Origin of the sequence: Gordonibacter pamelaeae (genome assembly GCF_003340385.1) — a bacterium.
GTDB lineage: Bacteria > Actinomycetota > Coriobacteriia > Coriobacteriales > Eggerthellaceae > Gordonibacter > Gordonibacter pamelaeae.
Window position 1 is genome coordinate 349,993 of record NZ_PPTS01000001.1, and the last position, 25,162, is coordinate 375,154.

21 protein-coding genes are annotated in these 25,162 nt (G+C 64.6%); 11 read left to right on the top strand and 10 right to left on the bottom strand.

Going from position 1 to position 25,162, the window contains the following annotated elements; genetic code table 11:
- The first annotated feature begins 232 nt into the window (after positions 1 to 232).
- The 3 genes from C1877_RS01490 to C1877_RS01500 all read left to right on the top strand — a co-directional run bounded on the left by C1877_RS01490 (position 233) and on the right by C1877_RS01500 (position 4,457).
- Complete coding sequence (locus C1877_RS01490; RefSeq protein ID WP_181813767.1) at positions 233 to 1,741, top strand: AAA domain-containing protein; 1,509 nt, start codon at positions 233 to 235, stop codon at positions 1,739 to 1,741.
- Entirely contained in the window at positions 1,695 to 3,257 is a 1,563-nt protein-coding gene (locus C1877_RS01495) for an ATP-binding domain-containing protein (RefSeq protein ID WP_083809128.1), read from the top strand. Before C1877_RS01490 ends, C1877_RS01495 begins: the two co-directional genes overlap by 47 nt.
- 105 nt (positions 3,258 to 3,362) lie before the next feature.
- A complete protein-coding gene (locus C1877_RS01500; protein ID WP_041239592.1) occupies positions 3,363 to 4,457 on the top strand; it encodes a mandelate racemase/muconate lactonizing enzyme family protein in 1,095 nt (364 codons plus the stop codon).
- 33 nt (positions 4,458 to 4,490) lie between these two features.
- On the opposite strand, the gene C1877_RS01505 is transcribed toward C1877_RS01500, so the two are convergent.
- Both C1877_RS01505 and C1877_RS01510 read right to left on the bottom strand, forming a co-directional pair.
- Positions 4,491 to 7,235 (bottom strand): Eco57I restriction-modification methylase domain-containing protein, encoded by a 2,745-nt coding sequence (locus tag C1877_RS01505; protein ID WP_114568178.1) that lies wholly within the window; start codon positions 7,233 to 7,235, stop codon positions 4,491 to 4,493.
- A gap of 22 nt (positions 7,236 to 7,257) precedes the next feature.
- Positions 7,258 to 8,097 carry a DNA-methyltransferase gene (locus C1877_RS01510; protein WP_114568280.1) on the bottom strand — a complete coding sequence of 280 codons (840 nt, stop codon included), beginning with the start codon at positions 8,095 to 8,097 and terminating at the stop codon, positions 7,258 to 7,260.
- A gap of 288 nt (positions 8,098 to 8,385) precedes the next feature.
- Here C1877_RS01510 and rarD point away from each other — a divergent pair, with 288 nt between their 5' ends.
- Positions 8,386 to 9,450, top strand: a complete 1,065-nt coding sequence (gene rarD, locus C1877_RS01515) for an EamA family transporter RarD (protein ID WP_114568179.1) — start codon at positions 8,386 to 8,388, stop codon at positions 9,448 to 9,450.
- 26 nt (positions 9,451 to 9,476) lie between these two features.
- Here the strand turns inward: rarD and C1877_RS01520 are convergent, their stop codons facing one another.
- A complete protein-coding gene (locus tag C1877_RS01520) occupies positions 9,477 to 9,674 on the bottom strand; it encodes a DUF4177 domain-containing protein (protein WP_015540073.1) in 198 nt (65 codons plus the stop codon).
- Between the two features lie 174 nt (positions 9,675 to 9,848).
- Between C1877_RS01520 and C1877_RS01525 the strand changes: the two genes are divergently transcribed.
- The 4 genes from C1877_RS01525 (at position 9,849) to C1877_RS01540 (ending at position 15,837) form a co-directional block, all read left to right on the top strand.
- A complete protein-coding gene (locus C1877_RS01525; RefSeq protein ID WP_114568180.1) occupies positions 9,849 to 11,261 on the top strand; it encodes a sodium-dependent transporter in 1,413 nt (470 codons plus the stop codon).
- Positions 11,262 to 11,383: 122 nt separating this feature from the next.
- A complete protein-coding gene (locus C1877_RS01530) occupies positions 11,384 to 12,274 on the top strand; it encodes an SGNH/GDSL hydrolase family protein (RefSeq protein ID WP_114568181.1) in 891 nt (296 codons plus the stop codon).
- Between the two features lie 231 nt (positions 12,275 to 12,505).
- Positions 12,506 to 14,431, top strand: coding sequence for a molecular chaperone HtpG (gene htpG / locus C1877_RS01535; RefSeq protein WP_114568182.1), 1,926 nt, complete (start codon positions 12,506 to 12,508; stop codon positions 14,429 to 14,431).
- An 899-nt stretch (positions 14,432 to 15,330) separates the two neighbouring features.
- Positions 15,331 to 15,837, top strand: coding sequence for a nitroreductase family protein (locus C1877_RS01540; RefSeq protein WP_114568183.1), 507 nt, complete (start codon positions 15,331 to 15,333; stop codon positions 15,835 to 15,837).
- 92 nt (positions 15,838 to 15,929) lie between these two features.
- On the opposite strand, the gene C1877_RS01545 is transcribed toward C1877_RS01540, so the two are convergent.
- Genes C1877_RS01545 through C1877_RS01555 form a run of 3 tightly spaced genes read right to left on the bottom strand, consistent with a single transcriptional unit; the run spans position 15,930 to position 19,196 of the window.
- Positions 15,930 to 16,967, bottom strand: coding sequence for an acyl-CoA dehydratase activase (locus tag C1877_RS01545; protein WP_114568184.1), 1,038 nt, complete (start codon positions 16,965 to 16,967; stop codon positions 15,930 to 15,932).
- Positions 16,964 to 18,214, bottom strand: coding sequence for a 2-hydroxyacyl-CoA dehydratase (locus C1877_RS01550; RefSeq protein ID WP_244909763.1), 1,251 nt, complete (start codon positions 18,212 to 18,214; stop codon positions 16,964 to 16,966). Before C1877_RS01550 ends, C1877_RS01545 begins: the two co-directional genes overlap by 4 nt.
- Positions 18,207 to 19,196, bottom strand: coding sequence for an acyl-CoA dehydratase activase-related protein (locus tag C1877_RS01555; RefSeq protein WP_114568282.1), 990 nt, complete (start codon positions 19,194 to 19,196; stop codon positions 18,207 to 18,209). Before C1877_RS01555 ends, C1877_RS01550 begins: the two co-directional genes overlap by 8 nt.
- A gap of 240 nt (positions 19,197 to 19,436) precedes the next feature.
- Between C1877_RS01555 and C1877_RS01560 the strand changes: the two genes are divergently transcribed.
- Complete coding sequence (locus C1877_RS01560; protein WP_114568185.1) at positions 19,437 to 20,522, top strand: LysR family transcriptional regulator; 1,086 nt, start codon at positions 19,437 to 19,439, stop codon at positions 20,520 to 20,522.
- 9 nt (positions 20,523 to 20,531) lie between these two features.
- Positions 20,532 to 21,431: a LysR family transcriptional regulator gene (locus C1877_RS01565; RefSeq protein ID WP_049784148.1), complete on the top strand. Its 900-nt coding sequence runs from the start codon at positions 20,532 to 20,534 to the stop codon at positions 21,429 to 21,431.
- An 87-nt stretch (positions 21,432 to 21,518) separates the two neighbouring features.
- On the opposite strand, the gene C1877_RS01570 is transcribed toward C1877_RS01565, so the two are convergent.
- Both C1877_RS01570 and C1877_RS15250 read right to left on the bottom strand, forming a co-directional pair.
- Complete coding sequence (locus C1877_RS01570; RefSeq protein WP_049784286.1) at positions 21,519 to 22,223, bottom strand: aquaporin; 705 nt, start codon at positions 22,221 to 22,223, stop codon at positions 21,519 to 21,521.
- A gap of 128 nt (positions 22,224 to 22,351) precedes the next feature.
- Entirely contained in the window at positions 22,352 to 22,501 is a 150-nt protein-coding gene (locus C1877_RS15250; RefSeq protein WP_015540068.1) for a DUF5679 domain-containing protein, read from the bottom strand.
- A gap of 156 nt (positions 22,502 to 22,657) precedes the next feature.
- Between C1877_RS15250 and C1877_RS01575 the strand changes: the two genes are divergently transcribed.
- Positions 22,658 to 24,079 carry a DHA2 family efflux MFS transporter permease subunit gene (locus C1877_RS01575; RefSeq protein ID WP_114568186.1) on the top strand — a complete coding sequence of 474 codons (1,422 nt, stop codon included), beginning with the start codon at positions 22,658 to 22,660 and terminating at the stop codon, positions 24,077 to 24,079.
- 37 nt (positions 24,080 to 24,116) lie between these two features.
- Here the strand turns inward: C1877_RS01575 and C1877_RS01580 are convergent, their stop codons facing one another.
- Both C1877_RS01580 and C1877_RS01585 read right to left on the bottom strand, forming a co-directional pair.
- A complete protein-coding gene (locus tag C1877_RS01580; protein WP_049784146.1) occupies positions 24,117 to 24,500 on the bottom strand; it encodes a rhodanese-like domain-containing protein in 384 nt (127 codons plus the stop codon).
- Between the two features lie 65 nt (positions 24,501 to 24,565).
- Positions 24,566 to 25,027: an FAD-dependent oxidoreductase gene (locus C1877_RS01585; RefSeq protein WP_015540067.1), complete on the bottom strand. Its 462-nt coding sequence runs from the start codon at positions 25,025 to 25,027 to the stop codon at positions 24,566 to 24,568.
- Between the last annotated feature and the right edge of the window lie 135 nt (positions 25,028 to 25,162).

The window sequence follows — 25,162 nt, forward strand, 5'->3', positions numbered from 1 at the left end:
CCTGCCCCCGCGACCAATAATCCCAGATCAGGCTTCGGCCTGATCTTTTTTTGTCGGTTCGACCGCCATGCAACCGTCATTGGTTTATAACCCAGTCTTTTATAGCCCCTTTCCCTTACCTGGTGCGCGTGGTGTTCAAAACTAAGTAGGTTAACTCATGTTGAACAGGTATACTGGTTTTGCGAGCGCGATAGGTTCGTGCGACACAGCATCGATAAGCGAGGTGATGGTGATGGGTCGAAACAAGAAGGCGTCGAATCCGTCCCAGAAAAAACTCGTAAAGTACTTCAGATACGCCGCCAAAGATGTCGGGCAAGCTAGTGAGGAAGCTGTCAACCAGAACAAGTGCTATCCTGACGGCCAGGCGTTCTATTCACTACTTTGGTATTTTGAACATTGCATCGAGCATGACCTGGATCCAAAATCACCATGCTTCAGCCCGTTGCTGGACGCATATCTGAACGGCAATCTCTCCGCAATCGTTGATCCGCCAAGAATCGACGATGCGCAACGCGCGGAAGAACGGCGTCTGCTGGACACCATGTTTCCCCAAAGCGAGTATCCGTTGAACCCGCGTCAGATCGAGGCGGTGCATAAGGCGCTGCATTTCCCCTTTTCGATCATCAAAGGTCCTCCTGGAACCGGGAAGACCGAAACCATCTTGCGCATAGTCGCTTTGGCTGTGGCCCAAGGTCAAAGCGTGGCCGTCGTCTCCACGAACAAGGCGGCGGTGGAGAATGTCGATCAGAAGCTTGAAAGGGAGGCTTTGAGGTTCTACGGGTCTCCGTCCTTCGACCTGCTCTCCCTTCATGAGGCGGATGACCTTGCCTTTGCCGCGGCGTGTAAGCATGCGAGCTTGGGCGACAAGAAAAAGCGTGCGAAAGCGGAAGATCCCGTGACTGGAGCGTGGCTCGCTTTTGATGCGGAGACGAACCGCGGTATCCATGTATTCGCAGACGGCGAGAGTATGTCCGGCTGGGAGCAGAACAAACTGCATGAAGAATTTACCGCCAAGCACCCTCTTGTCACTAGCACTATACACTCCCTTAAAAAATGCTTCGCCGACGGTGACGTTGAAAAGTACGACTTGATAATCATGGATGAGGCGTCGCAGACGAATCTCATAGTAGGAATTGTGGCGATGAGCTGTGCGAAACGCATGGTGCTCGTGGGCGATGAGGAGCAGTTGCCGCCGGTGATAACCGAAGTGCACCAAGAAGTCATGCGCGCCTACGCCGAGCGCAAAGAGCTGTTCAAGAAGGAAGACACATCACCTTACGATATCAGCCGGGGCGGCCTCAGCTTTCTCACTTCGTGCTATGAGGTATTTAGCGATCGCAACCCCGTTCTCATGACTATGCTGAACGAGCATTTTCGCTGCCACCCAGCCATTATCGGGTTTTGCAATCAAGAAGTGTACGGTGGCGAATTGGTCATCAAGTCGCACCCGAAAAACCTGGCGACGCCCTGTCCTATCCGCATCTGCTGGTATGAGGGGGACTACCGCGAAGGGGTTTGGCCTCCCAAAGCCCCACCGGAAGAAAACCCGAATCAGAAGCAGCGATCCACCTATGTGAACCGCAAACAACTGCTCATCTTGGAAGCAAGAAGAGGCTGCCCATCTTCGAGAGCTTGCGCGTGCCGGAAAGTCAATCTGTATACTCTCGCCTTTCCGTGGGCAGATATACGCGCTGATGAATTCTGTGAAATGGGTGTTGGCTGGTATCGTTCAAGACGCTGATATCGCCCTTGAAACCAGTTACGAGGAGGAGAGCGACTCGCCGGGGGCGTACGATCCCATTTACACGCTGACTATCCATAGATCCCAAGGCCGGGAGTTTGATTCCGTGTACCTGCTTCCCGTCGAGGATGGTAACTGGGAGTGGCCTTGGTCGCAAGGACGCCGACTTGTTAACGTCGCAGCCTCGAGGGCGAAAGAGGAACTCGTCGTCATTCTCTCGACAAAGCTGATGGAGGACGACACGCAGTGTTGGCTTGCTGGGAGGAATGCGAACGTCACCAAGCCGGCGAGAGCAGCTGACGACAAGAACAACCAGGAAATGTACGTTCGCCGCCTTGTCGAATACGTCCGGCGTCTTGCTCCGGAGAAAGAGGGGCAGGCTGGGTGCGACGCCTACTATGGTTTTCACAAGTCGGTGATCACTTCGGTGTTCGACGAGGTGCCCTTCAAGCAGGAGCGAAAGAAGAACAAAGAGTGGGCTCCGGAATTGTGCATCAAGGAATCTCTGCAGGATTTGAGGGTAAAGGGAGTATCAGTCGCGCAAAATGTCAAACTCGATCAACTTAGCCTGTCTGATGGCACGTTGGTCAGCGAGGCATGTGCCGGTCGTTATGTCAAACCCGATAAGGCTCACTACGATTTTGTTCTGTACGAATCCCACTCAAAGCGCGTTCTAATGGCCATTGAGGTTGACGGCACGCAGCATCGCTTCAAGCGAAAGAGCGGTCGTCCCGATGACTCGCAGCGCGAGCTGGATGAGACGAAGAACGCTGTGGCCAAAGAGGTGTGTGGCGCAGACCTCTGCTGGTTGGGCAAAATTCGCATCGGGTCTCTCGCGGCGGAAACGGGAAGCGCGGAAGCCATTGAGGAAGACTTGGCGTCGGAAGGCGCACCGAGAACCGCTTGGCCCAGCTGGAAATGCTTTCCCAGCAAAGTCAGCATCGATGCAAGTTTCGTGTTCCTGCGTATTCCGTCCGACGGCAGCACGTTTTGGGAAACCGAGGCGCTTCGCGAGAAGGCTTTGGATCTGGGCGCCAATGAGGTTATCGCCAACGATTATCTTCCGCCGACCATCGAAGAATATCTCGAAAAGCAGCGGTGGCTTAACGCTCGGAGCACCGCCAAAAGTTTCCTTCGTTATCTCGGTGATGAGGAGGGATATGCGGTAACGCCGCATGCGCAGCAGCCAGGACGCAAGGAGCAAAATGCGTGTAGCACCAAAACCGAGAACCTGCCCATCACCAAATGCCTTGAAGAATGGCGTCGGGATCCCGCATTGGCCGAGTTATTGGGCGGCATGAGCGCCGCGGATATGAATCGATGCCTTGTGAAAGCCGGGTATCAAGTGATCGAGGACGGCGATTATCGCAAAAGAAAGCCGTCAGAACAGGGCAGGCGCATTGGCATTTCCGAGTTCTCCTCCTCTGACGCCAAGGGGCCTTATACCTCTCCGTGTTATTCGGCCGAAGCCCGTGCGTATCTGGCCGAGCATATGCGGGAACTGGTTGAAGCATGATTACGCCGATGCGGTGTTCTCTGTGATACGCTGAGAACCGGGATCGTATAGGAAATATCTTGCGCGCTGCCGCCGGGCGGTGCGGATGAAAGGCGATGAGTTGTAGTGAGAATCCAGAGCGTGCGCGCTATCCCCGTCGACCTGCCCCTGCCCCATCCGATGGAGTGGGCCACCGGGTGCATGGCCAGCCAGGCGCATGTGCTGGTGCGCATCATGACGGACGAGGGCGTGGAGGGCATCGCGGAGGCCATTCCGCGCGAGAACATCTACGGCGAGACGCAGGTGGGCATGGTGCACGTGATCAACAACCTGCTGGCGCCGCTGGTTGCGGGCCTCGACCCGTTCGATGTGGAGAAGGTGCACGAGGCCATGGCCTTCATCAAGGGGAACCTGGCCGCCAAGGGCGGTATCGACGTGGCGCTGTGGGACATCATGGGCAAGGCGTGCGGACTGCCCTGCCACAAGCTGCTGGGAGGCTACCGCGACAGCATCGAGCCGAGCCGGATACTCTGGCTCACGAGCGACGAGGTCATGGTGGACCAGGCGCGCGAGCTGAACGCCAAGGGCTACCGGGCTTTCAAGGTGAAGGGCGGGCTGGACCCCGATGCCGACATCCGCCGCGTGCATGCGCTGCGCCGCGCGGTCACGTCCGACACGAGGCTCTACATCGACGGCAACCAGAGCTACACGTACTTCGGCGCGAAGAAGGTGCATGACGCGTTGCGCGGCGAGCTGGACTACTTCGAGGAGCCCATCGCCGCCACGAACGAGAAGGACCGCGTGCGCCTGGCCCACGCCATCGACATCCCCATCGCCGGCGACGAGAGCAACTTCACGCTGCACGACATCGCCCACCAGATAGACATCGACGCGCTGTCCATCATGATGATCAAGATCCCCCGCAGCGGCTTCACCTACGGCCGCAAGATCGCGGCGCTGTGCGAGGCGTACCACCGGCCCATGATGATCGGCAGCCAATCCGAGAGCAGCCTGGGGATGGCCACCCTCGTCCACATAGGCTGCGCGCTGAAAACCATCAGCTACCCCTGCGAATTCATGGACTTCGACGACCCCGCCGCTCCGAGCCTGGTCAACGAGCGCATCCGCATGGAGAACGGCCGCGTCTACCCGCCCGAGGGCCCCGGCCTGGGCCTCACGCTCGACGAGGACGCGGTGGAGCGCTACACGGTGCGGGGGTAAGGGCGGCCGCGCGCCCTCGTTGCAGCCGCATCGTCAGGGCAGCTCCTCGGTCCTCACCTTGACCATCGTGGACAGGGCGTTCCTGATTCGGTCGTGCAGGTCCTCCAGCCCGAATGCCTGGAGGACCGCCTTATCGAACGCTTCCCGGTCGGCTTCGTAAAGCTCTTCCCGGAGGGGCTTCACGGGCCTTCCCTTCAGGGGCTCGAAAGCGTTCAGGATCGCCTGTCTCGACTCGGGGGCAACCAGTGAGGGATCGAGCATCGAGAGGCTGGCCAGGCTCTCCTTCCGGTTGTCCAAGGCGCCGTCCCCCATAGGCCCCCCGGAAGACTCCAGCATCAGAAGGCCCGCGCATGAGTTGAGCAGGGCGTGGGCGAGCGGAAGGTCGGCGTGGTCGGAGAGGGCCCGAAGACAGATGAGCCGCTGGTTCGCGAAGCACACGTCCCCTCCAGCCTGCGCGAAGAAGAGGCGGTCGCCCGGGTTCATCATGGTTGCGAAATGGAAGCTCTTGCCCGCCGGCAAGGAGTACCAATAGGGGGTGTTCGACTTCGCCGATTCCGTCACGCCTGCCTCGTGCCTTCTTATATGCCCGAGGGTCTTGAAATGGCCCTCCCTCGCAAGCTCGTCTTTGGATTTGTCGCAGATGAACACGTACTGGTTCGGCTCGAGGGTGTACGAGTGCGTGCCGCGCAGGTTCTTGATCAGCGGAAAGCAGAAGGGAGGGTCGACGAAGCAGGGATCGTCCGAATAGAAGGCGCTGTCGTACCCCGATTTGACGCCGCGGAAAACCTCGAACAAAGAGCTGATGGGGACGAGCTTCCCGGCCAGCGGGGACAGGGACGATGCCCCGAAGCAGAGCGCGTACAGCGTAATCCCCCATGCGTGGAAACGCCGGATGTCCTCGAGGGAGTAGCGATGCTGCGATACGAGGGCGCTGCGGTCGCTTCCCGCAAGGATGCTCTCCACGATCGCGGATCGTTTCGCCGGGTCGTCGAGGTCGCCGATGCTCGCGTGGACAACTCCCATGCGCACGTCGCTGGGGGTATCGCCCGGCTTCTTCTTCCTAAGCACCAGCAGCGCGTTCATGACTTTCGTCTTGTGGAACCAGCGCGCCTGCCCGTTCACGAATACCCCTTCGATCTGGTACTTCAGTGCAAGCATCTCGAAGAAGCTGACCCCCGCTTGCGAGAAGAGCCACGTGTTCGAGGTAAGCAGGCAGGCCACGCCTCCGTCGTTGAGCAGGCGCTCAAGGTAGAGGCAGAAATAGCAGTACAGGTCGTTGCGGTCGTGGAGCTTGATGCCTGCAGCCCGCGCTTCCTGCTTGAGCTCGTCTTTGATCTGGGAGTACCGGCCTATCTCCTTGGTGTTGAAGTCGACGTAGGGGAGGTTGCTCGCGATGGTGTCGAAGCGGGGCACGGCTTTGCCGACCTCTTCGCCCGTGGAGGGGTCGATGAACTCGACCATGGTCCCCGGCTCGACCTCGAACGCGTTTTTCTGGAAGACCAGCAGAAGGGAGTCGATATGCTCGCGCGGGGAAAGGGCGAGCGTGGCCACCTGCAGGGGAAAGTCATGGATGTCCGACAGCCAGGTTGTGCGGTACGCCCGGTCGGCAGCATCGTCCATTACCGGCTCGGTCAGCTTCACCTTCCTCTCCCAGAGGGCCTTGCCTATCGTTCCCGTTCCGCAGCAGCAGTCCCATGCGTGGCCGGTGGCGTTTCTCACGCCAAGCTCGGCCATGAGCCTGGCGAGGGGCTCGGGGGTGGGGTACTGGCCGGAGACCTGCCGCTTGGCCGAGGAGATGCTCTCTTCGAGCAGCCGGTGTCGATAACGGCTGTCAAGCTGGTCGAGGTCGCACATCTGGAGAAGGCCGTTGAACTGCACGAGGTCGGACAGCGTGGCTTCGGGCAGCGAGTCGAAGTACGGGGGGCTGTTGAAGAGGTGGTAGAACCCGCAGCGGCTTGCAATGAGGGCGAAGCACCGCGCGGCATCTTCAACCGTGCATCCCTCTGCGATGCCCTCGACCTCGCGTGCGTCCTGGTAGTAGACCTTGATGAGGTTTGCGAAGAGGAATTTGTTCAGCCAGCCGATCAGGAGCATTTTCGCATAGGCGCAATAGGCGTCGCTCTCGTCGAGGGTGTACTCCTTCGCCACGGTGCGCCACCAGGATCTGATATTGATGTCCACCAGGGCATCGACCGCGGTCCTTCCCTTGAGGGCGGTGGACACGGACGCCTTGTTGTCGTTGATGATCTTGGGCATGACGGAGTCGGTGATGACCTCGCCCAGTTCCCGCTGCTTGATTCTTCCCGACGCGATGAAGAGCTCTATCGTGTCGACGAGGGAGTGGAGGAACGCCATCCATTCGCCCTGGAACGCGTTGATCGACGCCCTGTCGGTTATGCGCTCCGAGATGGTCCATGATTCGAGGATCTCGAAGGAGCCCTCTTTCGTCCTCACGTGAAGCTCGGCATGCTGGAAGTTCCACAGGATGCATGAATTGCATCCCAGCAGCTCTGCCTTGCGGCGGGCGTCGGACACGAACGCCTCGTCGTCTATCTTGACGTCGGGGCACTTTATCTCCCAGCCCTGGAGGATGGTCGAACGCTGCCGATCGGAGAAGAGCAGGACGTCGGGGAACTTGACGCGGCCGCGCTCGTTGATGGTCGACTCCCCGCCGGCCCGCTTGATGTGCATGTCCTTGCCGTGGAGGTAGTCGTTGATGGCGCTGATGAGCTCGATGGCGTATGACCGTTCGTTGTCATGGACGCGTTGGGCGCTCATAGGCTCGAACTCTCCTCGTTGCTCACGACGATGCCGGGTAGGCGATCGCGTTTTCCTCGTCCATGCGGGACCGTGCTTCTTCGAGGCGCCGACGGCAGACTTCGATATAGTCGATGGGCTCGTTTTTGAAGCGGGCGACGCCCTCGTTCTTCTCTATACCAATATAGCGGCGCCCCTCAAGGCAGGCGGCAACGCAGAAAGAGCCGCTTCCGCAGGCGTTGTCCAGCACGACGTCCCCCGGGTCGGTGTAGGTGCGAATGAGGTACCTCCCCAGCTCCACCGGCTTCTGCGTGGGGTGGTACACGGGGCCTTCCGATTCGGCGGTCTTGAAGTAGACGATGTCCGTGGGGTATCGGCTGCCGTCGCTCTGCACATGCTTGGGGTCGAAGTCGCCGTAGCTCCCGGTCAGCTGGTTCTTGCGCACCCCCTTGTCGTAAGACTCGCCTTGGGACATCTGGGGATGGTAGGTCGGCTGCGATCGGTAGAAGATGCAGATGTCCTCGTACTTCCGAAGGGGCTGCTTCTTCGCGTTGAGGAAGTTGGTCGCCTTCGACTTGATCCAAACCAGCTTGTACTTGTACAGGTCGGCCGCGTGGAGCATGAGCTTGGCGGTGAACAGGCCACTGCTCGTCAGGGCTATCACGCCTCGCGGCTTTATCACCCTGCGGTACTCGGTGAACAGGATATCGAGGTTGATGATGGAGTCCCATTTGTTCTGGGTGGTTCCGTAGGGCAGATCGCAGAGCACCATGTCTATCGATTCGTCGGGGATGGCCTTCATCTTCTCAAGGCAGTCGCCTTCGATGATGGTGTTGAGAAGCGGCTCAATTGAGCGCGTGTCTTCTGCTTGAACGATCCGCATGCAGTCCTCCATTCGTAGACTCCCGATTATATCCTCCTCGGTCGGTTTTGTGCCCTGCATCGGAGGGAAACATCAGAGGTGCAAGCCCTTGCCGCTGCCGGGTGCTGCGGCTCCGCAGCGGCCCTTCCGCCGCTCCGCCCGTTCGCCCTGCCGCGTACCGCTGTTTTGCTCGCCGCCTCGTCGCGTCCTGCCGCTCCGTCCTTGCGCCCTCGCTGGTTGGAAAGCGTGGGCGGATGCGAGGGAGCGGGAGTATAATGCTGCGGATCGATCGAGAGCAAGGAGCGTGTTTTGAGCGAGCAGGCGGCAAAGGCGAAGGCGAACGCGGGCGAGGGCGCGAACGGGGAAGGGCAGCACACCGACCGCACGGGGTTCCTCCAGGGGCTCGGGTGCTACCTCCTGTGGGGCGTCATGCCCGTGTACTGGAAGCTGCTGTCGGCGGTTCCCGCGTTCGAGGTGCTGGCATGGCGCATGGTGTGGTCGTGCGCGGCGGTGGTGGCGCTGTGCGTGCTGGTCCAGCGGACGCGCTTCCTCTACCTGTTCCGCGACCCGCGTGCGGTGCGCACGTTTCTGGCCTCGGGGCTCATCGTCTCGTGCAACTGGGGCGTGTACATCTGGGCCGCCAACAGCGGGCACCTGCTGCAGACGAGCATCGGGTACTACCTGTGCCCGCTGTTCACCATCGTGCTGGGGATGGCGTTCTTCAAGGAGCGGCTCACGCCCATGCAGACGGTGGCCACGGTGCTGGCGGCGCTCGGCGTGGGGTACTTCATCGTGGCGAACGGTGGCGACATCTGGATCGCGTTCGCGCTGGCGCTCACGTTCAGCGTGTACGGCGCGGTGAAGAAGAAGGGCGGGTACCCGGCGCTGCCCGGCATGGCGTTCGAGTCGCTGCTCACGGGGCTTATCGGCGCCGTCGCCCTGATCGTGGGGGCGGCCGCTCCGTGGATCTGGCGGCTCGTGCCCGCCACGCCCGACCCGATGGCCGTCACCGGCCCGGCAGTCGACATGGCGCTGCTCGCCGGCTGCGGCGTGCTCACGGCCATCCCGCTGCTGCTGTTCTCGGCGGCGGCCAACCGCATCTCGCTCACGGTGATCGGCTTCATCCAGTACGTCAGCCCCACCATCGCGCTCGTGCTGGCGGTGGCCTTCTTCGGCGAGCAGTTCACCATGGCGCACGGCATCTGCTTCGCCCTCATCTGGCTGGGCATCGCCGCCATCGGCGCTGAGGCCGCATGGATGGGCAGGCGGAAGCGGGCGGCAGAGGTCGCGCCGCCCGTGCCCGCAGCCGCTGCGCCCTCGCCGAACCCGTCGTCCGCAGCCATGCTGACCGACGCGCCCCCTGCTGAGCGCTAGCCGGCTTGTCGGGGGTCGCACCTCCCTTAGGCGTCTTTCTCGAAGACCAGGTCGATTTTGCGTATGCGGGCGTTGCCGTCGATTTCGGTGATTATGGAGTCGACGTAGCGGTAGCCGCGCGCCGCGTAGTCGTCGATGATCTCGCGGTGTTCCGAGGTGCCGAATCCAACTACGAATACTTCACGCTTCTTGTAGTCGACGCTCACGTACTCGTACCCCCTCATGGCGCACCCCTTTCGGCCGACTCGCCTCAGGGCATATCTTAGAGCTTGCTGCACGAAGCCGCAAGGACGCGCAAAAGACGGGCAACGCAGCTGCTCCGCCGACCTGTTTGCTGTACAATTGCAACGTTTTGCCAATGGGCAATATCGTACAAGACAAGCGCGGGGGAGTGTGGCATGGCGGAGGCCAAGAGGGAACGGTTCGGATCGCGGTTGGGGTTCATCCTCATCAGCGCGGGGTGCGCCATCGGCCTGGGCAACGTGTGGCGCTTCCCCTACATCACGGGCGAGTACGGCGGCGCGGCGTTCGTGCTCATGTACCTGGTGTTCCTCGTCATCCTGGGCCTGCCCGTCATGGTGATGGAGTTCGCCGTGGGCCGCGCCAGCCAGAAGAGCGCGGCCGCGGCGTTCGACACGCTGCAGCCGTCGCGCAAGTGGCATTGGTTCTCGTGGTGGGGCTACATCGGGTGCATGGTGCTCATGATGTTCTACACCACGGTGGGCGGCTGGATGCTGTCTTTCGTGGTGAAGATGGCCACCGGCGCGTTCAACGGCCTGGACAGCGCGGGCGTCGGCGAGGTGTTCAACGCGATGCTGGCTAACCCCACCGAGCTCGTGGGCTGGATGCTCGTGGTCATCGTGCTGGGCTTCCTCGTATGCAGCCTGGGGCTGCAGAAGGGCGTCGAGCGCGTCACGAAGGTGATGATGGTGTGCCTCCTGGGCATCATGGTGGTGCTCGTGGCGCGCGCCGTCACGCTGCCGGGCGGCCTCGCGGGCCTCGAGTTCTACCTCGTCCCCGACTTCGGGCGCCTGTTCGCAGGCGCGACGCCGGCTGAGCAGTGGGCCACGTTCGGCGACGCCGTGTTCGCGGCCATGGGCCAGGCGTTCTTCACGCTGTCGCTCGGCATCTCGGCCATGGAGATATTCGGCAGCTACATCGGCAAGGAACGCTCGCTCACCGGCGAGGCGCTGCGCATCTGCGGGCTGGACACGGCTGTGGCGCTCATGGCCGGCCTCATCATCTTCCCGGCGTGCTTCGCGTTCGCGGTGGAGCCGGGCAGCGGCCCCGGCCTCGTGTTCGTCACGCTGCCGAGCGTGTTCGGCCAGATGCCGATGGGGCAGCTGTGGGGCGCGCTGTTCTTCGTGTTCATGAGCTTCGCGGCGCTGTCCACCATCATCGCGGTGTTCGAGAACCTCATCAGCTGGTCCATGGACAAGTGGGGCTGGTCGCGCCACACGGCGGTGGCGCGCACGGCCGTTATCGTGTGCGTGCTCAGCCTGCCGTGCGCGCTCGGGTTCAACGTGCTGGCGGGCGTGCAGATCCCGGCCATCGGCGACATCCAGTCCATCGAGGACTTCATCGTGTCGAACAACCTGCTGCCGCTGGGCAGCCTGTTCTACGTGCTGTTCTGCGTGTCGCGTGGCGGCTGGGGCTGGGACAACTTCCTGGCCGAGGCCGACACCGGCAAGGGCATCCGCTTCCCGCGCTGGTCGAAGCTCTGGCTGAAGTTCGGCATCCCTGCGCTGATCCTGGTGATCTTCGTGATGGGCTACGTGCCGAAGTTCGCCGTGTGGCTGGGGATGGCGTAGAATAGCGAGGGCTGCGCGCGGCTTCGGCATTGGGCGCGGGTTCGGTTGCGGGCACGCCCCGGTTGTGGCCGGGCAGCGCGGCAGCCGGGTATCTCGGCGATAGGGCGACGAAGGGCAAGGCGATGGCGGCGAAGCGGCTGTTCTCCATTCTGGGCGATTCCATCAGCACGTTCGAAGGCTGCAACCCGGCGGGTTTCCGCGTGTTCTACGAGGAGGAGCGTCGGGAGGTCACGGGCGTGCGCGAGGCGCGCGACACGTGGTGGGCGCAGGTGGTCGACGCGCTGGACGGCGAGCTTCTGGCGAACGGGTCGTTCTCGGGCAGCATGGTGGAGGGCGCGGGCTTCCCGGCCGGCGACAGCGCGGAGCGCGTCGCGGCCCTTGCGCGCGACGGGCAGGCTCCCGACGTGGTCCTCGTGTTCATGGGTATCAACGACTACGGCTGGGGCGGCGCCGACGCGCAGGCAGCCGGGCGGGGCAACGCCCTGCCGACCTGCCTGGACGTTGACGCGCTCGGCGAGCAGCGCGAGCCCGGCCTGGCTGCCTCCGACGCGGCCGAGCGGTTCGGGGCTGCGTACGGGTCGATGCTCGCGCGCCTGCGCGCGGCCTACCCGCACGCCGAGGTGTGGTGCTGCACGCTCTGCCCCGGTCGCGTGGTCGGCCGCGACGGCTCCACGTTCGCCTACCGCCTGCGCGGCGCGGCCTTCGACGCCTACAACGAAGCCATCCGCGCCGCGGCCCGCGCGCACGGCTGTCGCGTGGCCGACGTGCGGGCGCTCGGCCGCGACTACGAGGGCCTTGAGGGCACGCACCCCACGGCACGCGGCATGCGCCAGTTCGCCGCCCTCGTGCTGCACGCGATGGCGGCCGAGTGCGGCGAGCCGCTGCCCGCCGACGATCCCGCGCTTCTCGACGCCCCGCCCTCGGCCGAGCGCTGCGCCGAGCCATCCTGCATCGGCTGCCCCCATGCCGCCTCCACCGGCGGGAAGTGGCTGCTGGTGTGCAACCGCCCGTAGGCTGGTCGCCCGGCGCTTGCCCTACGGGGCGCGCAGCGGGGCAGGCGGCACGCTGCTGGCGGCAGCCCCCGCCTGCGCTTAGGCGTTGTTTGGAATTGCCGCGTGTCCTCCTTGACATCGCCCCGCGTCGTACTAAAATCTCGTTTTAGCACTCGAAGGCTTGGACTGCTAGCACACGGGGCAGTCCGACCGCTTGACGAAGGAACGTACCCGAAAGGAAGCGACGCCGCCATGCGCAAGTTCAAAACAGAGAGCAAGAAGCTGCTCGACCTCATGATCAACTCCATCTACACGAACCGCGAGATCTTCCTGCGCGAGCTCATCTCGAACGCGTCGGACGCGGTGGACAAGCTCTACTTCAAGAGCCTCACCGACAAGTCCATCGAACTCTCCAAGGACGAGCTCGCCATCCAGGTGAGCTTCGACAAGGACGCCCGCACCGTCACCGTGAGCGACAGCGGTATCGGCATGACGAAGGACGAGCTCGACCGCAACCTGGGCACCATCGCGCACTCGGACTCCATGGCGTTCAAGATGGAGAACGACGAGGTGCAGGGCGACGACGTGGACATCATCGGCCAATTCGGCGTGGGCTTCTACTCCTCGTTCATGGTGGGCAAGAGCGTGCGCGTGGTGTCGAAGGCCTACGGCAGCGACGAGGCTTGGGCCTGGGAGAGCGACGGCGTGGAGGGCTACACCATCGAGCCGGCCGAGCGCGCCGAGCACGGCACCGACGTCATCATCACGCTCAAGGACAACACCGACGAGGACTCCTACGACGGCTACCTGTCCGAGTACGGCCTTAAAGACCTGGTCAAGCGCTACAGCAACTACGTGCGCTACCCCATCCGCATGGAGGTGACGAAGTCGCGCGAGCTGCCGAAGCCCGAGGATGCCGGCGACGACTACGTGCCGCAGTTCGAGAACTACCAGGAGCTCGACACGGTGAACTCCATGATCCCCATCTGGAAGCGCCGCAAGTCCGAGGTCGACCAGGAGGAGTACAACGAGTTCTACAAGACCGACTTCCACGATTTCGCCGACCCGGCCCGCACCATCTCCGTGCACGCCGAGGGCGCGCTGTCCTACGATGCGCTGCTGTTCGTGCCGAGCCGCGCGCCGTTCGACCTGTACAGCCGCGACTACCAGAAGGGCCTCGCGCTCTACAGCTCCAACGTGCTTATCATGGAGAAGTGCGAGGAGCTGTTGCCCGACTACTACAACTTCGTGCACGGCGTGGTGGACAGCCAGGACCTGCAGCTGAACATCAGCCGCGAGACGCTGCAGCACAACAGCCAGCTGCGCGCCATCGCCAAGAAGATCGAGAAGAAGATCACGTCCGACCTCGAGGACATGCGCGACAACGACCGCGAGGGCTACGAGGCGTTCTTCGAGAACTTCGGCCGCGGCCTGAAGTACGGCATCTACGCCAGCTACGGCTCGCAGAAGGACACGCTGGCCGACCTGTTGCTGTACTACTCCGCGAAACAGGACAAGCTGATCACGCTGGCCGAGTACTTCGAGGCCATGCCCGAGGACCAGCCGGCCATCTACTACGCCGCCGGCGATTCGGTGGAGCGCCTGAACAAGATGCCCATCGTGAAGACGGTGCTCGGCAAGGGCTACGACGTGCTGCTGTGCACGCAGGACGTGGACGAGTTCTGCTTCACCGCCATGCGCGACTACGGTGCGAACGAGGACGGCGAGGGCGCGAAGGAGCTCAAGAACGTGGCGTCCGGCGACCTCGACTTCGCCACCGAGGACGAGAAGAAGGAGGCCGAAGAGGCCACGAAGGAGAACGAGGACCTGTTCAAGGCGCTGAAGGACGCGCTCGGCAACGAGGTGACGAAGGTGGCCGTGTCCGCGCGCCTCACCGACGCGCCTGCGTGCGTGACCACCGAGGGCCCCGTGTCGCTTGAGATGGAGCGCGTGCTGTCGAAGGGCCCCGAGGGCCCCGACGGCGTGAAGTCGCAGCGCGTGCTGGAGCTGAACGCCAAGCACCCGGTGTTCGACACGCTGAAGGCCGCCCACGAGGCCGGCGACAACGACAAGATCCGCCTGTACGCCGACCTGCTGTACAACCAGGCGCTGCTGGTGGAGGGCATGCCCATCGACGATCCGGTCGCCTTCGCCCAGAACGTCGCGAAGCTGATGTAGTCGGGTTCCGGCGGCCTGCCGGCCGCCGGAACGACTCGACGCTGCGAAGCCCCCTGGCACCCGATCTTGCCGCGATCCCGGAGGTTCGCGTACCGCAGTACGCTTCACCTCCACGATCCCGCCAATCTCGGGCACCAGGGGGCTCCTCGCTGACTTACTACGCCAACCTGCGCGGCCGTTATGCGCCCTCCGGGCGCATGGGCGGATCGCTTCGCTCCCGCCCGTTCCACCGGGGCGGTTGTTCTCGCGCTGGCGCGCGAGGGGTGCGGCTCCTGCGGAGCGCACCCGGTTTCGCGCTTCGCGCGAACGGCTATTCTAGCTGACCGTTTGACGCGTAACCCGGCGGCCTTCGCGCGCAGCGGCCCTGGGGCATCCACTCGACACACGGGGCTTGCAGCGCCGTGGACAAATAGGGGTGGTAATCTTTATTCTGGATAAAAGATGATTAGAATGCCGAGCTTACTACCAGGCGCTTCGCAAACGCCGCATTCCCGATCCCTTGATTCCCGTCAGAAATCTACAGACTAACGACCCTTTTTGTCCATTACTCTTTAAGTCATATATGCAAGCGTCCCAAGGGAGCGGGAAAGCTTTCCGCGCGCAGCACGATCCGTGAGCATCGGCTGTGTGTCGATGGGGGAGACAGAACGAATGCCCTGACCCCACGTCGGGAATTTTTGTGCCGGGCAGCCTGCTTTCCGCACACGAAGCACCTCAGGCGCCGGGCTATGCGTCAAAGGGGGAGACAGAACGGATGTTTCACGTGAAACATCCGAGAGCGGCCGCGCCTTGCCCTCCCTTCGTTATCGGCTCGCCTCCCGTTCGCATCCGTGCTGCGCGCTACCGTGCGGAAAGCGCTATCATCGGCGCATGACGAAGCCGAGCGCAAGGAGGCATCCATGGCAGATGCGATTTTCAAACGGGCGAGCGTGCGGAGGTTCACGGACGACCCGATGACCGACGACGAGGTGCGCGCCGTGCTGCGCGCGGGCATGGCGGCGCCCTCGGGCGGCAACCAGCAGCCGTGGGAGTTCTACGTGGCGCGCGACCGGGCCACGTTGCAGCTGCTGTCCGAGGCCAGCCCCTACGCGAAACCGGCCGCCGGCGCCGCCTGCGCCATCGTGCCGTGCATGCGCACGGAGGGCCTGCGCTTTCCCGAGATCGCCGTGCAGGACATGAGCGCCTGCGTGGAGAACATCCTATTGGAGGCCGTCGACCTGGGCTTCGGCGCCGTGTGGATGGGCATCGCGCCCGAGCCCGAGCGCATGGCAGCCGTGTCCGAGATCGTGGGCGCGCCGGCGGGGCTGGAGCCGTTCGCCATCGTCGCGCTGGGCTACCCGGAGTCCGAGCCCCACGCCAAGGGCAAGGACCGCTATGCCGAGGACCGTGTGCACTGGCTGAGCTAGCCCGAGCACGGGGCCATAGGTTGGGCGGCCATGCGGGAAGACGGCGCTGGCCGTTGGACGGTGGACGACGGTTTCCCGCATGCCGAAATCCGCTATCCCGCCCGCACGGCCCCCTGGTCGCAGCGGTTGCCCCAGGAGTCGATGAGCTGATCGTCGCGGTAGACGCAGATGATCTCGCAGTGGTTCGCGCACTTGGCGCATTCGATCTCGCGCGTCTTGAACGCGAAGTCGCCCACAGCATCGAAGTCGAATGCCTCGCCGCCGGCGCTGCGCGAGGCCGCACCCGCGATCCCGTCCCTGCCCATCCCCGCCGCATCCGCCCCTGCCGCCGCGACCGCCTCGGCGGCCAGCAGCGCGACGCCGAACGCGCCCATCAGGTGGCCGTCGGGGTCCACGAGCACGTCTATCCCCAGCATGTCCTCGAACGCGCGCACCACGCCCGCGTTCTTGCTCACGCCGCCCTGGAACACCACGGGTGCGACGATCTTCTTTCCCTTGCCCACGTTGTTCAGGTAGTTCGACGCCACCGCGCGGCAGAGCCCCGCGATGATGTCCTCGCGCGCGTAGCCCACCTGTATCTTGTGCACCAGGTCGCTCTCGGCGAACACGGTGCAGCGCGCCGCGATGTTGGCCGGCCGCTTGGACGCGAGCGCGATGGCGCCGAATTCCTCCACCTCCACGCCGAGCCGCGCCGCCTGGCTCGACAGGAACGCGCCCGTGCCAGCCGCGCATAGCGTGTTCATGGCGTAGTCCACGGCTATGCCGCCCTCCACGCAGATGATCTTCGAGTCCTGCCCGCCTATCTCCAAGATGGTGCGCACGTCCGGGTGCAGGTAGGTGGTGCCCACGGCGTGCGCGGTGATCTCGTTCTTCACCACGGCCGCGCCCAGCATGGCCCCCACGAGCCGCCGCGCGCTGCCGGTGGTGCCCACGGCGCGCACGCGCACCGCGTCGCGGTCGATCTGCGCGCCCAGGTCGGCCACCACCCGCCGCGCCGCGTCCGTCGGGTTGCCCTCCGTCCACAGGTACGACCGCGCCACAATGGCGCGGTCGGCGTCCACGATGACGCCCTTCGTGGAGATAGACCCGATATCTATCCCGAGGTAGGCGTTTGCCGGCGCGTCCGTCATATCGTCTTCTCCTTCTTCATGGCCAGCATGTCGTAGAACGCCTCGAGCCGGGTGTCGAGCCCGGTGTCACTGGTCTGCGAGTCGTAGCTCAGGTACAGGATGGGCAGGCCCGTGTCGCGGCTGACCTGCTGCAGCACGGGGATGCAGTCCACCTCCGGCGTGCAGCCCGCCGACTTCAGGTGCACCACGCCGTCGAAGCCCTCCTGCGCGTACCTCAGCGCGGCGGCGATGGTCATGCTGGACGTGGGCCCCATGTCGTAGCGCACGTAGTCGGAGATGCCCGCGCGCAGGTTCCGTTCGTTGTAGCGCAGGTTGCGGTTCGTCATGTTCAGCTGCCGGTGCACCTCCACGCCCAGGTCGAGCAGCTTGCGCTCCAGCCCCAGGTTGGAATGCGGGTCGGCCGCGGTGAAGTACTCGCCAACCACGCCCACGCGCACGGGGCGCGCCGGGCGGCGCACCGGCAGCGCGCGCAGCGACTCCAGCCCGCGGCGCTGCGCCTCGGCGATGTCGCGCTCGTTTGCCGCGGCGCGCATCTCGGCATGGTAGGCGGCCAGCGCCCGGTCGAACGACCCGCGCTCGGCCTCGAACCCGGCATGCGTCAGGTAGAAGTCCTGCGCCTCGTCAAGGCACTCGATCATCTTGAACGCCGTCAGCATGCCGCGCACGCCGTGCGGCACGGACAGGTTCGGGTTCACCTTCTTCTTGCACACCTCGATGTAGTCCGTGAGCGGCTTGCCCGTGACGGTGGCGAAGTTCAGCATCTCGAACTCGTAGCCCATGTCGCGCAGGATGGACTCCTGCAGCTCGCCGTAGTAGCCCAGCCGGCAGGGGCCGGCGAACTGCACGAGCACGTCGGCTCCCAGCTCCAGCGCCTCGAGGTAGTCGCCCAAGATGTGCTTGAACGGGGCGCACACCGAGTCGTTCGAGTTGCGGCTGCCCAGCTCCACCGTGCGCTTCGTGGGCTCGGGCAAGGGCAGGTAGTCGGCGTCCAGCACGTGCTCCACGAAGAACTTGAGCACGATGTCGTAGTAGCTGTAGCGCAGGAAGGCCACGCGCGTGCGGGCGTGCCGGTCGCGCTTCGGGCGGCGCCGCGGGCGCGGCAGCACGAGCCGCGGCGGGCGCCTGCGCTCCAGGAACACGGCCGTGCGGGCGCGCAGCGTGTCGTCCGAGCCGTCGGCCGGGCCCGCCTCCAGCGGGCCTCCGCCTGTCCCGCTCCCGCCTACGGCGCTTCCCTCGAGGTCAGCCATGCACGTAGCCCCCCTTCTTCTGGTAGCGCAGGATGTCCACGAAGCTCTCGATGCGGGTTTCCAGCCCGGCCGTGCCGCTCTGCGCGTCGATGGTGAGGTTCAAGATGGGCTTGCCCTGGATGCAGCGCATGATGGCGTCGTCGGTCATGGAATCGGGCCCGCAGGGGAACGCGCTCACCAGCACGATGTCGTCGATGCGCTCGTGCAGCAGCAGGATAGCCCCGATGAGCTCGCGATTCACCACCCAGGGCATGGTGGCCGAGAAGTCGAAGCTGGCCTTGAGCGCGCGCTCGTGGTCCGCTTCGTCCGCGTAGAGCACCGTGGCGCCCAGGCGCTCGAGCGGGTCGACCACGCTGCCGCCCAGGTAGGGGTCGTGCGCCAGGTAGGGGTGCGCCACCAGCAGGATGGCCAGCGGCCGCCCCGCGCCCTGCGTGGCCGCAAGCGAGGCCAGCAGCCTCTCCTGCGCCCCCGCCGCCGCGCGGTCGGCGCGCTCCTGGGCGTGCAGGGCCGACCTCCAGGCGCGCTTCGCCTCATGAGGGCTGGCACCGAAGCACCCGCCCAGCTCGAGGAATGCGTCGCGCAGCGACGAGCGTCCCTCCACGGCGTCTGCCAGGCATGAGGCCACGCGCACGCCGCGGTCGCGGAAGGTGTTCGCCACCAGGTCGGGCAGCGCCTGGAACTTCGTGCAGAACCCTTTGCGCCGCCCCAGGTTGCCCATGCTCGGCACGAAGAGCGCGTCGCAGGAATCCAGCAGGCTCTCGGCGTGCCCCAGGTAGGTCTTCGACGCCAGGCAGCACTCGTCCACGGACAGCGCCTCGCCCGCCTCCATGAGCGCGCGGTCCGTCGGTCGGCTCAGCACCACCTCGCGCCCCAGCTCGCCGAAGAACGTCTCCCACAGCGTGCCGTAGCGGTAGTACAGCAGCGCACGCGGGATGCCCACGCGCTGCACGTCGGCGCAGTCGCCCTGTTTGAGGATGCCCATGCGGCCCTTTCGCTCGCCCTCGATGATGGCTTCATGGTATCGCTTGGCAGCCGGGGCGCGCGTCGCCCTGCACGTTCGCCACAAACCTTCCAAGCGGCGGGTGCGCTGCGGGCAAGCGGCGGCCATCCTGCGCGTCGGCTCTGCAACCGCAAGGTTTCAAAAGAAGTTGAATGAGCCTCGCTGCATGAAAAAGTGACATTTGTCGCTGTAAAGTTCAAAGGATAGGGAAACGAGGAGCGTTTGGGGGCAAAGTCGTTGAATATCAAGCAGATCCGATACTTTGCCGCGGTCGTCGAGCACGGTAGCCTGTCCGCGGCGGCAAAGGGCCAGTACGTAACCGTGCAGGCCGTGTCGAAGGCCATCGCCGACCTCGAGCGCGAGCTGGGCCAGAGCCTGTTCGTGCGCGAGAGCCGCGGCGTGCATCCCACGCCGTTCGGCAAGGCGTTCTACCAGAAGGCCTTGCCGGTTCTGGATGATTTCGGCGAGCTGGAGGCGTTTGCCAAGCTTTACCATGAGAACGTCCTTCCCGATGCGCTGCGCCTCGCGCTGTGCTCGCCGGCGTTTTACGGCTACGAGCGGGCCTGCGCGAGCATAGCCCAGTTCGCGAACCGGGGCCTCGGCCTCGATTCGACCGTGGTGCTGGAAACCGGTACGCAAGGATTGTCCCTGTTGCGGGCGGGCGAGTACGATGCGCTCATCACCATCGGCACGCTCTCGACTCCCGATACCGACTGCGTGTCGGTTGGGGCGGTCGCCCCCGGGGTGGTCATGTCCAAGACGCATCCCCTGGCCGGTCAGGACGAGGTGAGCTTGGCCGATCTCTCGGGCTACCCCATTGCGGTGTCGCAGGAATTCGACAGCTTCAACGAGTCCATCGTCACGGTGTACCGCAGGCGCAAGGTGGATGCGACGTTCGTGCCGATCGTTCCGGAGAAGTTCGACGAGCATCTCGACGTCCATCGTGGCATGTGCCTCATGGTGCACATCCCGGCGCTGGGCGAGATGTACCCTGGTACGGTCATCAAGCCCCTGGCCTCCGGAGACGCCGTTGCCATTCCCCTCTGCCTGGTGAGCATGAAAGACCGCAAGTCCCCGGCTTATCTTGCCTTCGAACGTTGGATCGCCAGCGAGCTGATCGTCGTCGGAGGGGGAGGCATCCCCCCCCCCGCTTCCCCGATGAGGGAGCGCGCGATACCGTGTTCATATCCCGGTCAAGGTAAATCGTATCGCGACTTGAAAATATATTTGAAGGGCATTCATAACCGGCGGGCGGCAGGGAAGGCCGGGTACAATGGCACGCTGATACGCTCGTTCTCGGTTCGATAGGGTGCGTCGTTGAACATAAAGCAAATCACATACCTGGCCGCGGTCATCGAGCACGGTAGCCTGTCCGCGGCGGCCAAAGACCAGTACGTAACCGTGCAGACGGTGTCGAAGGCCATCGCCGACCTCGAGCGCGAGCTGGGTCGGCGCCTGTTCGTGCGCGAGAGCCGCGGCATGCGCCCCACGCCGTTCTGCCAGGAATTCGGCGAGAAGGCGCTTGGCGTGATCGCCGGGTTCGACAGCTTGGAGGCGTTCGCCCGGTCCTACGGCGAGCGCGGGGGCCTGCCCGATCGGCTTCGGCTTGCGCTGAACACGCCGGCCTTTCCTGGCAACGAGGTGGTGCGCGAGAACACGGCCTCGTTCTCGCGGGCCCGTCTCGGCATCGAGGTGACGTACGAGCTTGCCACGGGAGAGGCCGGATTCGAAGGACTTGCGGACGGCACGTACGATGCCCTCGTCACCGTAGGGGCGTTCCGCCATGGCGATGTGGAGTGCTTCCCCGTGGGCACCGTCCCAGCGGGCGTCATGATGGGGGCGCGGCATCCGCTCGCCCAGAAGGACGTCGTCAGCCTGGAAGACCTCGCACGGTACCCCATGGGCCTTTCAAGCTGGTTCGACGACGCGAACGAAACCATCGTCGAGCACTACCGCCAACAGGGGGCGCATTTGAATTTCGTCGAGCTGGCCCTAGCGGACGTTGTCCGGTTCCTTGGCGAGGGCGGCATCATCTTCACGACGGGCATTCCTGCGCTCGGCCGCGCCGATCCATCCCTGACGGTGCGCGTGCTGGCACCGAAAGATGCCGTGCCCGTGCCCATCTGCCTCGTCTGTCTCAAGGGCCGCGGTGCCATGATGCGGTCCGTGGTGGAGAAGCTGCGCCTGGGAGACGGCGGGCTCCCGTTCCTGAAGTAGCGCGCCGGAAAAAACGGCCCCTTTAGGGAGGAAAGCTCCCCTTCCGTCCCTGTGGAAGGGGAGCTTTCCTGCTTGCTGCCTGCGCCTTTACTTGCGCTTTTTCAACCCCATCCAGATGAGCGCGGCCAGCGCGGCGCCTGCGAGCGGGGCCGCGATGAACACCCACACCTGCGACAGGGCGGTGGCGTCGCCGGAGACGGCCATCATGAGGGCCGGGCCGAAGCTGCGCGCCGGGTTCACGGACGTGCCCGTCAGCGGAATGCCCATGATGTGCACGAACGCCAGCGTGAGGCCGATGATGATGCCGGCGTAGGGTGCCGTGCGCTCGTCGGCCGTCGAGCCCAGCACGCTGAGCACGAAGATGCAGGTGAGGATCACCTCGACGATCAGGGCGCCCACCAGGGATATCCCCACGGCCGATGCGGCCCCGTACCCGTCGCAGCCCAGGCCCGTGGCGGCCACGCCGCCCAGGTCGCACATGCTTATGACGAGCGCGAGCACGGCCGCGGCCACGATGCCGCCGACGAACTGCGCAACCCAGTAGCCCGCGAGGTCCTTGCCCGACAGGCGCTTGTCCAAGAACAGGCCGAACGACACGGCCGGGTTGATGTGGCACCCCGACACGTTGCCGATGACGAACGCCATGGCCACGATGGACAGGCCGAATGCCATGGCAATGCCGAGCGTGCCCAGCGTCGCGCCCGCCACGGCGGCGCTGCCGCAGCCGAACAGCGTGAGCACGAACGTGCCGAACGCCTCTGCGGCGTACTTCTTCATCGATGATGTTTCCATATTGAGGCTCCCCTTGTTTTCGATACGCGAATGCTTGCGCGGGCTCATGTGCTGCGCGGGCCCGCTCCTTCCTTGCCTGCGCGCTCCCGCGATGCGCGGTTGCTCGCGGGAGCGCCGGCTGCCCGCCGCTACTTCGTTTTGCCGATGCGGCAGATCGTGCTGCCGCACACGGGGCACGTGCCCTTCGTGATGGGCTTCCCGTTCTTCGTGGTGCTGGCCACGGGGTCCTTCATGACCTTCTTCTCCTTGCACTTCATGCAGTATGCCTCGACCGCCATGGGTGGTCTCCTCTCCTTGGATAACAGTTGGCGCTGTTATCGTCGTTTGACCGTAACCCCATGTCAATACAGTTAAAATGTAGTTGAAAGGCTTGACAGCGCACGTTGGCCGACCGTTCTTTGACACGCGGGCGCCAGCGGGCGTATGATCGGGGCATGCCGTTCGTCGAAAAACAGTTCAGCCCGAAGGTGGTGCTGGTCGCCATGTTGGTGGGCACCTTCGTGGCCTCGGTCAGCCAGAGCATGCTCACGAGCGCCCTTCCTGCCGTGATGCGCGAGTTCGGCGTAGATGCCACGCTGGGGCAGCTGCTCACCACGTCGTATATGTACACGTTGGGCATCGTGGCCGCGTTCTCGGCGTTCCTCATCACCCGCTGCAACGTGCGTCGGCTGTTTCTGGGCGCCCTCGCCCTGTTCGCGGCAGGTTGCGTGCTGGCGTACTATGCCACGACCTACCCCCTGCTGCTGGCGGCCCGGCTCATGCAGGCGTGCGGCACGGGCGTGCTCATGCCCCTCATCCAGGTGGTGGCGCTGGAGATCTACCCGAAAGACCAGTATGGGCAGGCGCTCGGCCTGGTGGGGCTCGTGTTCGGGTTCGCGCCGGTCGTGGGTCCCACGTTGTCGGGCATCATCACGGATGCGCTCGGCTGGCGCACCATCTTCCTGCTGCTGGGGCTGGTGGCCGTGGCATCGCTTCTGGCCTCGTCGCTCGTGGTGCGCGACGTGGGGAGGCACGAGCGCGTTGCGCTCGACGTGCCGTCCGTGCTGCTGTACACGTTCGGGCTGATCGTGTTCATGGTGGGGGTGACGGGCCTCGAGCAGTTCGGGTTCCTCGACGCGCGCGCCTTCGGCCCCACGCTCGCGGGTCTGGCCTTGGTGGCGGCGTTCGCCGTGCGGCAGGTGCGCCTGCGCAAGCCCTACCTGAAGCTGGCGCTTTTCGGCAACCGCGTGTTCCGCACGGGGGTGCTGCTGCTGGTGGTGGCGCAGATGGCCATGATGGCGTCGGCCCTGCAGGTTCCGCTCTACCTGCAGGAGATCCACGGGTTCACGGCCACGCAGTCGGGGCTCACGCTGCTGCCGGGCGCGCTGTGCATGCCGCTGCTGAACCCGGTGACGGGGCGCCTGTTCGACCGCTTCGGCGGCAAGCTCGTCGGCATCGTGGGCTTCTCGCTGCTCATTGCGGGCACGGCATCGTTCGTGTTCTTCTCGGATTCCACGCCCGTGGCGCTGGTGGCGGCCCTGTACCTGGTGCGCATGGTGGGCGTGGCGTTCATCCTCATGCCCATGACGGCGTACTGCATGACGGATCTGGGAGGGGACGACCTTCCCCAGGGCACCGCCATCGTGAACTCGCTGAGGCAGATCTGCGGGTCGCTGGGTTCGTCGGTCATGGTTGCCGTGGTGGCGCACGCGTCGGCGGGCGCGGCGGTGGTTGCCGGGGCGGGCGTGAGCATGCACGGGTTCAGCGTGTCGTTCGGCCTGCAGGCGGTGCTGCTGGGGGTGTCGCTCGTGGGGACCATCGCGTTCGTGCACGGCAAGCGCCACGGCAAGGCTGCGAAGGGTGCGGCTGCGGCCTGACGGGCAGGGGAATGCCGCGGGCGCGGAGCGGGCCGTCCTACCAGGCCACGGTCACGCCGGCCCAGTCGAGGATGCCCTTGTCCATGTTGTACACGTTGGTGAAGCCGTTGTTGATGAGCTGCGCGCAGGTTTTCCGGGCGCGGTTGCCGGTGCGGCAGTAGGCGAGCACCGGGGCGTCGCGGTCGAGTCCTTCGAGCTCCGGGGGCAGCGGGTCGAAGCTGTCGTAGCGGATGTTCAGCGAATCGCGCAGGTGCCCGTCGCCGTACTCCTGCGGCGAGCGCACGTCCAAGATGGTCACGCCGCCTTGGTCGACCAGGTCCTCGGCGGCCTCGCTCGATATCAGGTGGTAGGCGCCCGAGTCGAGCGCCCGCTGGTCCTCGGCCGTGATGACGACCTTTACCGAGCCTTCCTCGTCTGCCACGGTGCCCTCCTGCCTGCCCCTTCCGGCGCGCGATGCAGGAGGGGGACTAAATGTATTCAATGTAATTACAGTTTATGATGGTAACAGTAGTTCTCTTCGCGGGGCGTGTCAAGCGCCAGTTCCCCCGGCGCGGCGAAAACCGGGGCGGCCGTCCGGGAGGCCGCCCCGGTGCAAGGCGGGAAGCTGTTAACGAACGATGCCGTGCCGTCCACCACCTCCACGTTCGGCAGGTCGGCCAGCTTATGGTAGTTCTTGCCGCGCAGCAGGCCGGTCACGCGGTCCTTCTCGTCGATGGCCGCCGCATAGCGCGCGGCGCGCTCGTCGAACGTGCCGCCCTGCGCCGCCGAGAGCGCCGCGGAGTGCACGAGCGACTTCGTGGGGATGCAGGCCACGTTGATGCAGGTGCCGCCGTACCTCTTCGGCGACTTCTCAACCAGCGCCACCATCTTGCCCGCTGCGGCGAGCGCGCCCGCCAGCGCCTTGCCGCCCTTGCCGAATCCGATGACGGCTGCGTCGACTTTCCTCATGATGCTTCCTTTCAGGGAAGGGGATGGTTCGCTGTTCGTGGTGTTCGTGGTGTTCGTGGTGCTCGTGGGGGCGCGTGGGGCCGGGGGCGTTGGGGAGCGTGCCGACGTGGCGCGACTCGTCGAGGTTGCGTTTGC